This is a genomic window from Poinsettia branch-inducing phytoplasma str. JR1 (assembly GCF_000309465.1).
Lineage (GTDB): Bacteria > Bacillota_I > Bacilli_A > Acholeplasmatales > Acholeplasmataceae > Phytoplasma > Phytoplasma pruni.
Window position 1 is genome coordinate 1 of sequence record NZ_AKIK01000096.1, and the last position, 9,196, is coordinate 9,196.

General features: G+C 26.9%; 7 protein-coding genes. 2 read left to right on the top strand and 5 right to left on the bottom strand.

Annotated elements, in window-relative coordinates; translation table 11 throughout:
• Window positions 1-116 precede the first annotated feature (116 nt).
• Together ON17_RS02140 and ON17_RS02145 are read left to right on the top strand one after the other, a co-directional pair.
• Window positions 117-3,005: a S1 family peptidase gene (locus ON17_RS02140; RefSeq protein WP_017191849.1), complete on the top strand. Its 2,889-nt coding sequence runs from the start codon at window positions 117-119 to the stop codon at window positions 3,003-3,005.
• A gap of 314 nt (window positions 3,006-3,319) precedes the next feature.
• On the top strand, window positions 3,320-4,204 hold the full coding sequence (locus ON17_RS02145; protein WP_017191850.1) for a hypothetical protein: 885 nt from the start codon (window positions 3,320-3,322) through the stop codon (window positions 4,202-4,204).
• A gap of 56 nt (window positions 4,205-4,260) precedes the next feature.
• Here the strand turns inward: ON17_RS02145 and ON17_RS02150 are convergent, their stop codons facing one another.
• From ON17_RS02150 to ON17_RS03605, 5 genes are all read right to left on the bottom strand, one after another.
• Window positions 4,261-4,602, bottom strand: a complete 342-nt coding sequence (locus ON17_RS02150) for a holo-ACP synthase (protein WP_017191851.1) — start codon at window positions 4,600-4,602, stop codon at window positions 4,261-4,263.
• A 21-nt stretch (window positions 4,603-4,623) separates the two neighbouring features.
• On the bottom strand, window positions 4,624-6,621 hold the full coding sequence (gene ligA, locus ON17_RS02155) for an NAD-dependent DNA ligase LigA (RefSeq protein WP_017191852.1): 1,998 nt from the start codon (window positions 6,619-6,621) through the stop codon (window positions 4,624-4,626).
• Window positions 6,622-6,778: 157 nt separating this feature from the next.
• Window positions 6,779-7,231: an SsrA-binding protein SmpB gene (smpB, locus tag ON17_RS02160; RefSeq protein ID WP_017191853.1), complete on the bottom strand. Its 453-nt coding sequence runs from the start codon at window positions 7,229-7,231 to the stop codon at window positions 6,779-6,781.
• Window positions 7,232-7,399: 168 nt separating this feature from the next.
• Complete coding sequence (locus ON17_RS02165; protein ID WP_026072003.1) at window positions 7,400-7,930, bottom strand: inorganic diphosphatase; 531 nt, start codon at window positions 7,928-7,930, stop codon at window positions 7,400-7,402.
• Window positions 7,931-8,004: 74 nt separating this feature from the next.
• Window positions 8,005-9,196: hypothetical protein (locus tag ON17_RS03605; protein ID WP_160162335.1), on the bottom strand; the 1,192-nt coding region annotated here is incomplete at its 5' end.

Sequence of the window (9,196 nt, forward strand, 5' to 3'; positions counted from 1 at the left end):
CAGATAAAAAATAATATATAATATAGTTAAGATCTTAAAAAAACAATTCTATTTATTTATTTTGTAAAGCTAAATATATCATAAAACTAAAGAAAGAAGAAAGATAAAATAACTTTATGTACGTGAATAAAATACCCAAAAAATACTTATTCATTTCTTTTTTTATCTTTTTATTGGCTGTTTTTTTTTATTACCGTATGTTTTTTAACTTGGAAACACAACCGATAAAACTTTTTCATTATAATCAAAATAATCAATTATCCAAGACAAACGATAACGATATGAAAAAGAAATTCGAAACTATTGAAAAAATTCACAAAAACATCCAAACTATTTTCGAAAAAGAAAAAAACAAAGAAAAACCAGCTTCTTCTTATGAATTGAAAAGACATAAATTTCACATTGGGGAAACAGTATACGCTTTTACTTTGGATACGACAGAAAATATCAAGCCATTCCAAGAAGGCATCATAAGTGAAGATTACGACGAAAATAATACCCATTATTTGCCCATTTCTATTAAAGGTAAAAATAATAAAATTTTTTTCAATACCAAAGGTGAATTTATCGGCATTTCTTTGCCTGATAAAAAGAATAAAAATAACAAAACCGAAATTAACTATATTATCACTTCTAACAGTATGTATAATTTTTTAAAATGTATCCGTACCATAGAGGACGATGAAGAATTTTTCCAACAAGAAGATACTCATAATAATTTTTTTTTGCCAATCAAGATCAAAGAAAAAGGTCAAGAAGACAAAAAATTTAATATTTTCTTAGATCAAAATGGTCTTTTTTTAGGTTTAATTCATCAAAATTTTCCTGAAAAAGTTATCTCATTTGAACAACATTTAAAAAAATACTTATTTAATACTTATTGTTCAACCTCTTTAAAAAATATTGAAAAACCACATCATACAGAATTACCTACTGAAACCATTTCTCCTTTAGAAGGCGTGTCTCTTTCTGAAAAAGAATTATTAGCCGGCAAAATCCGTTCTTTATCGAAACTTAATTTTTTAATCATTTATAAAGATTTTCTAGGTTCTGGTTTTATTTGGCACATAGATACAATTAAAAACGACTATACAGAAGAAATAGAATATAAATATTATCTTTTAACAAACCGCCACGTGATAGAACACGCTCGCAAAGGTGAAAGTATTCATATTTTTAACTACGAATTTAAACAGAAAACAGCTTCTGTATATAATTATATCGATAATAAGCGCGATACAGATGACATAGGTATTGTCACTTTTATTGATTCCAACCATGACTTATTTAAAAAAGTGGAAGATATTTTACAAACAGCGAAACAACCTTTCCTCCAACCAGAACCATCTCTACCTTTAAAAGAAGGGGAAGATATTTATAGTATGGGTTCTCAATTGATAAACAACCCTAAAATACCTTTTACTTTCGTATACGAAAACGAAAGACTACAAATTCAAGAAAATAATTATCGTTTTTTTGGTTCCGGATGGCCTTATGTCAATCCCATCTCTCAAAGTCCTAGACAATATCCAGAAATTAATTTATTGAAAAAAGGTAGCATTATTTACCATAACGAAAAAGAAATTAATTTCAATATTCAAATTGATAGCGGAAATAGCGGAGGAATGGTTTTTAACAATAAAGGTCAAATTATAGGAATGAATAGAAGCGTTCTTCAAGGCGATAAAACCACCGATAGTTTTTCCCAATCGATCAATATGATCCACATTAACGAAAGATTTGAAGAAATGAAAAAAAGACTTCAAGAAAATCCAACTTTTGAAGATAAAGTTTATCAAATTAGTTTACAAAATAAAATAAAAAATTTTCAAAATAAATTTAAAGACAACAAACCTAGCAAAATAAATTTTTTTGTTCAAGATTTATTGCTCTTGGATCAAAAACCAATCGTTATTTCTTCCCCTTCTCAAGAGAAGACAAAAAAACCGAACAAATTTTTGATCGATTTAGTCGGTAATTACGATTATAAAGAGGAAATCTTTTTCATGGACCCTCATCAAGAAGATTTAGAAATTCACTTAAACAAAATAGATGGCAAAGGGAGGGATAAGAACTTAGAATTAATTATACACAAACGCAATAAAAAAAATAAACAAATCGCCGCTACTTACACACGTAAATTTAATAACTATGATTTATATAAAGGCGATAACTCTTTTTTGTCTTTAGAATTGAAAAATGACCCAAAAAAAGAAAAGATAGATTTATCAGATAAGATCAAAAATTCTTTAATTGTTTGGCATAAAGGCAACGGTCAAAACGGTAATGGCGTTATTCTTTATCAACAAAGATTAGCCAATAATAAATTTTTATATTACGTTTTATCCAATTACAATACTGACTATGAATTTGAAAATCAAAAATACGAAAAGATGGATAATTGGATCAATAATTTCATCAATATTTTTTCAGATGAAATTAATATTATTACCTCTACTCCTGATGAAGGCAAAAGAAAAGAAAAAGGACATTTACAAAGTTTTCTTTTTGATAAAAATGATTTAATTTTATTGACTTTTGAATCTGATTATAATTATCCTATTGCAGAAATGACCAAAATTTCAGATTTACAAATAGGCCAAGAAGTGTATTATCTATTCAATTCAGATAATAAAGTTAATTGTCCCCAATTTTTCAAAAGCAAAGTCGGCAGTCTAAAAGGAGATTCAGCTTTATTTGATTCTGTTTTCAACTTAAAACATAAAAAGAAAAAATTAAATTTTCTTTTTTTTGATAAAGATAATCGTTTTATCGGGACCAATGATGTTGTTAGCGACAATTTCAACACTCCGCTTCACTTTGTCAAAACTTCTAATATCAAAGAGAAAAGTGTGGTTGAATTGTTCCGTTATCAAAAATTAAAAAATAACGCTAACCAAATTTTTTCAATTATTTTCTTAAATATTATCCTTTTTATTGTCATTATCTTGTTACCTAATGACGTCAACAAAAGGGGAAAGAAATGGAAAAAAATCCATATTTAATCTTGGTTTTCATTAGCTAAATCCCCAACAAGAAAACCTTCCCCAAACTCATCTAAAGATTAGACTAAAAATGAGTCCTCGAAGGTTTTCTTTTTTATTTTTATAAATCTTTCTATGTTATAATGCAAGCGGATAATATTTGCTTTTTAATATTGAATTTAGGAAAAGAAATATTCAAAATTGCTAATATAATCCATTTTCCACATAAAAATTAAATTAGAAAAGAGTTTAAAACAATAAACAATCATCATTCTAACATATCATACCAAAAATTAATTAAAAAAATCTTTATTCTCCTTTTAAACCTTTTTATTTTGGTTTTAATTAATAATCAGCTTCTTTTTGGGAATCCAAATAATTTAGAGAATGACTTTCCCATACGTCAAGATCTATTAAACAATAAATTAATAGCAGAAACAGAATTAGGAATTGCTAAAACATTAAACCAACTAATTCAAGATCCAAAAAAAGATCATTCAGAATTTGATGGATTTAGACATAATTTAGAAAATAAAAACAATCCTGAAACAATTATCAGCAAATGGGAAGATTGCGAAAAACAATTCCAAACAGCATCAGACATAACAAATTTTAACGATTTATCAAATTTATTCAACAATGTTAACGAAGAATTTAAAAAAATTATCACTCGACTCAAAAAATACAACACCAAATTAACCAAAAAAATAGCAGAAAAAAAACAAGAATCAGCCCAAGAATGGTTGTCATTAGTGGATCTATCTGCGGGAGATAACGAAGCTTTAATCGCTTTAAAAAAAGAGATTACTGACCAAATCCAAAATGATCAATCAGACAATAGCGCTTTATCTTTGATGAAAAAAGGTAACGACTTATTTGAAAGTTACGAAATAGAAGATACAAGTCCCTCTATGAATAATAAATTAGACCAAGCTAAAAATCATTTCAAAAATGCCTTACAAAAATATAATCAAATAAAAGAAAAATTAAAATCATTAATTGATTACATATTAGAAAAACCCCAAGAAAAAAACACTCAATTAGAGAATTTAGAAAAAAACCAACAAGCCTTAAAAAAATGGCAAAACATTTTATTAACCCTGATTATCTTTCATTTGATTATATCCGCTTTATATATAATTTATTTTTCTTTTAAAACCAAACAAAAGAAAACTTTTTTCCCTGAAAAACAGGAACCAAACCTTAATATCGAAAGATAAATAAAAAAGAGCTTTATGAGCTCTTTTTTTATTAAACGAATTCATATTATCAATTCTCACATCAAAACAACAAAAGCGATAGCGTAATTATCTGTGTGCGAAATAGAAATCATGATTTTATTTTGATAAGGATCAATAACGTAGGGCAAACCATAAGGCACATGGTTTAAAATAGACCAATCAGAATAATTATGAGTTAAACCTCCTTTAGCGTAAGCTTTAAAAATAGCTTCTTTAGCGGCCCATCTTCCTGCAACATAACTATACTTTACCTCTTTATTAGTGATAGTAGCATAACATTCGTGTTCTTTAATAGATAAAATTCTATTAGCTATTTTATCCAATCCAACATCTTTTATTTTTTTTATTTCGACCAAATCCACACCAATATTTTTCATTTTATTATTTTTTACCTTTTTTTATCTTTCAGATAACCTTTGTTCCAATTCTTTTTCATCAATAATTTTAATTCCTAAAGTGCGAGCTTTGACTAATTTAGAACCACTATCGTGACCACAAATTAAATAATCTATATTTTTAGAAACAGAATTAACGATTAAAGCACCTTTTTCTTCTAAAAAAGAGGATATTTCTTTGCGCGAATAATGTTTCAAACTACCTGTTAAAACAATTTTTTTGCCTTTAAAGAAATTATCTTGAACTGTTATTTTATTTTTATAATCATTTTGAAATTGAAGATTATGTTGCATTAAAAGATTTATTTCTTCCCAATTGTGAGGTTTTTTAAAATAATCTCCCAGACTTTCAACAATTTTAATGCCTACTTCAGGGATGCCTAATAAGTCCTCTTTGGTAGCTTCTTTTAAAGCATGGATGTTGTGATATTTTTGAACTAAAATTTTAGCAACCTTAATCCCAATATGTTTAATGCCTAACGCGAACAAGAGCCTTTCAAAAGGTTGAGATTTGCTGGTTTCTAAAGCGTTTAAAATATTGTTAACCTTTTTACTTTTAAATCCTGGCAAGTCTTCTAATTGACTACGAAAAGAGTTTAAAGAGTATAAATCAGATATTTTTTTAACAAAACCTTTTTGAAAAAACAGAATTAAAGTTTTTTCTCCTAAAACATTAACATCCATCGCTTCTCGGGAAACAAAATGAATTATTTTTTTAATTTGTTTTTCTTCGCAAACTTCATTTAAACAAAAATAATCTACTTCATCAGCTTTTTTATCTAACTGTGTTTGACAAAAAGGGCAATGAGTAATCATTTTAAAAGGAGTTTGATCAGTCCTTTTTTCTTGAATAATTTCAATAATTTCAGGAATAATAGAACCGGATTTATGTATTAAAACAGTATCCCCGATCCTAATGTCTTTTTTTTGAATATAATCATAATTATGCAAAGAAACCTTAGAAATAACGCTACCACTCACCATAACCGGCAATAATTCCGCTACAGGAGTTACAGAACCAGTTCTACCCACTTGAAAGGTAATTTTTTTAATAATAGTTTCTCCTTGGGAAGAATTAAATTTATAAGCTATGGCCCATTTAGGGAATTTACTAGTATAACCGATAAGGGGATGAAGTTCTAATTGGTTTACTTTAATCACAACCCCGTCCGTATCATAAGGTAAAGTATCTTTTAATTTTTCATATCGATTAATATGAGAAATTAACGCTTCAAACGAATCTGCCACATAATGATAAGGATTAACAGAAAAACCCATTTTCTTTAAAAAGTCCAAAACCTCTTTTTGAGTTTTAATAAAAGCAGGCGGTTTGACAATATGATAGATAAAAGACGACAAAATCCTTTGAGATACGGTATCAGAATTTAATAACCTAATTGTCCCTGAAGTGGCATTGCGAGGGTTGGAAAAAGGCGGTTTATTATTTTTTACCTGTAAAGTGTTTAATTTTTCAAAATCATCATGTTTAAAAAAAATTTCCCCTCTCACTTCTAAATCGATATCTTTTTGTAGTTTTAAAGGAATATTTTTAATGGTTTTGATGTTATCAATCACCGCTTCTCCTACTTGCCCGTTCCCTCTAGTAGTGGCTTGAACTAAAATACCTTTTTCATATTTTAAATTAATCGCCACTCCATCAATTTTCAATTCCGTAATAAAATGGAAACGACTGACTTTTTTCAAAACACGATGATAAAAATCTTTTAACTCTTTAAAGTCAAAAACATTTTCTAAAGATAACATAGGCACTTCATGAACGATTTTTTTAAATTTAGAATTAACCACTCCGCCTATTTTAAAAGTAGGACTATAATTTAATCTATATTCAGGATACTTTTTTTCCAAAGAAATTAATTCTTGCAAGGAAGCGTCATACTGTTGATCTGTTATTTCAGAATTGTTTAAATTATAATAATCATAATTAGCTTTATTAATCAAGTCTGTTAAAAATTTAATTTTATTTACTATTTCTGTCTTCATTCTTTTCACCTTGCTTAAATTATAACATATTAGCACTATTTATCCTTAAGAACGTTAAAAACCGTTCCATATTTTATTTCCTTTTTAAAAGAAAAGACCTTAGAAAAGGTCTTTTAAAAGGTAACACAGGAATTATTTAAAAAGAAAAAAGAAAAGATCAATATTCAGAATATTTTAAAGTTTTCTTAATTCTTAAATTATCATCTTTTTTCTTTAAATCAGCTCTTTTATCGTATTTTTTCTTACCTTGAGCTAAAGCGAACTCTAATTTAAAGAGGTTTTTGATTAAGAATAGTTTAATCGGAATAACACTAAAATTTTTCAATTTAATTTTGCTTTTTATTTGTAAAATTTCTTGCTTTTTCAACAAAAGCTTCTTTTTCCTATTTTCTTCAAAATCAAAATTATTGCTAAAATCATATTTAGCGATTTTCATATTATAAACAAACAATTCATCGCCCACAAAATAAATGTAAGAACTATCTAAATTAACTTTGCCTAAACGGATAGATTTAACTTCGTTACCTAATAATTTAATCCCAGCACAATATTTTTTATCTAAGAAATAATCATAAGAAATTTTTTTATTTAAAATGACAGTTTTTTTCATTGTTATTTGTTATCTCTTTCGTTATTTTATCAAATGCGAAATAAAAATAACATAAAAACAATTATAATCATTCATACATTTCAAAAAATAAATTTTAAAAATAAAAATTAGACATCATGGCGATAGGTCTTTTTGAAAAATAAGAAAGCTACAACAATTAAAACAGTGTTATTTTTTAATGATATCTCGGTAAGTAACTAAAGAACGTTTAATAGCGTTTTTAGCTTCTTGTTTTCCTTCTATTTTTTCAATAGAAACTGTTTTTTTGTCTAAATCTTTATAATGAAGTAAAAAATGTTCTATTTCAGCTACTAAAGATTGAGGCAAATCTTTAATATCTTGGTACTGATCCATTAAAGGATCTCTCGAAGGAACAGCGATCAATTTTTCATCTAATTCTCCGTTATCAATCATGCGAATCACTCCGAGAGGACGACAATTAACTAAAACCATCGGATCTAAGGGTTCTTGGGATAAAACAAAAACATCCAGCGGATCGTTATCTTCACAATGAGTTAAAGGGATGAAACCATAATTAACAGGATAACGAAAAGACGTAGCCAAATAGCGATCTAATGATAACAAACCTGTTTCTTTATCAATTTCGTATTTTTTCTTACTACCTTGAGAGATTTCGATTAAAACAACAAATTGGTCTTCAGTAATTCTCTTAGGATCAATATCGTACATTATATTCATAATTTTCTCCGTTTACAATTAAAAATTTATTTTATTTATTATTTTTTTGTACTATCCAAGATAATGCTAATTGTTTAAATTCGTGCATTAAATAAAGAGATCCCTTTAACGAACAAAGTTTTCTTTTTTAAAACGTTAATTGATAAATGATTAAAAAATATCTCTTTATTTTTCTGGATGCTAGAAATCATCACTTTATCGATGAATTGTAATTTTTCTGGTCCATTTTTTTCTTCGTTAAAAATTTCATATAAATAAAGATAAAAATTGTTTTCTGCGTCATTTTTTATTTTTAACAAAAAACCAATAGTTTGATGTTGTGGTGCAAAAGATAAAGTCAGCTTCATTTCTTGTGAGGGTTTAATTTTTTTATTTTCCAAAGTAGAATGAATGAAAAATTTTTCTGGAGCATATTTATGGCTTAAATTTTTAATCAAATGAAATAATAAATTTTGTTCCAACGACTCAATATCAGTTGAAGTAGTGATTTTATCCAATAACTGTTCAATAGAAAGGTCTACTTCTTCGGAAATATTTTCACCTCTCACGATTTCCATTAAATGTTGAACATAAATCACTAAATGTTTTTTTAAAGTATCTAAATCATTGTCTCTAAAATGTATTATTTCATGGATCAATTCTAACAAAGAATAGCCTGTGTTTTTACAATTGCAAAACGAAATATTAACCGAATCGATTGCCTTTATTTCGTTCTTTTTAAAATAAAAACATCCTAAAGCTGGTTCTTTTTTCAATAAACGATAAAAATCAACTGTTTCTAAAGCTATTCTATCATATTTATCATCAACAAACTCTTCTTTAATGCCAGAAAAATCAATCAAATCAAATAAAAGATTAACTTTAGGGATATGATGCTCCACAAGACCAAAACATAACTGTTTAAAATTCAACCATTCTTGGAAAGAAGCGCAAGGAACTGTTTTAACTTGAGCTACGTTATAAAAAAGCCTTATTTTTTTAGAAAACAAAGAGCCAAAATCATGTTTCCATCCTATAAAAGAATGTTTTTTGGATGAATCTTTTTTATAATCATTTTCTAACAACGAAAAAGAAACATCAATCACAGCGGATTCATCAAATTTTTCCTGTTGCGAAATTACATCATCATTTGCAGATGAAGATTTTTTATCTATCATTTTTTTTGTATTTTTTTCTTCTAAAATACTTAACTCTACTTCTTCTTTTTTTTGGTTTTTTTCTATAGCATAAACATAAAAAGAGTTAAAATAAAATAAAACTATCAAA

Bases quoted from the DNA above. Each gene is read 5' to 3' on its own strand.
- ON17_RS02140 (WP_017191849.1), top strand. From the start codon at position 117: ATGTACGTGAATAAAATACCCAAAAAATACTTATTCATTTCTTTTTTT.
- ON17_RS02150 (WP_017191851.1), bottom strand. From the start codon at position 4,602: ATGAAAAATATTGGTGTGGATTTGGTCGAAATAAAAAAAATAAAAGAT.
- ligA (WP_017191852.1), bottom strand. From the start codon at position 6,621: ATGAAGACAGAAATAGTAAATAAAATTAAATTTTTAACAGACTTGATT.
- smpB (WP_017191853.1), bottom strand. From the start codon at position 7,231: ATGAAAAAAACTGTCATTTTAAATAAAAAAATTTCTTATGATTATTTC.
- ON17_RS02165 (WP_026072003.1), bottom strand. From the start codon at position 7,930: ATGAATATAATGTACGATATTGATCCTAAGAGAATTACTGAAGACCAA.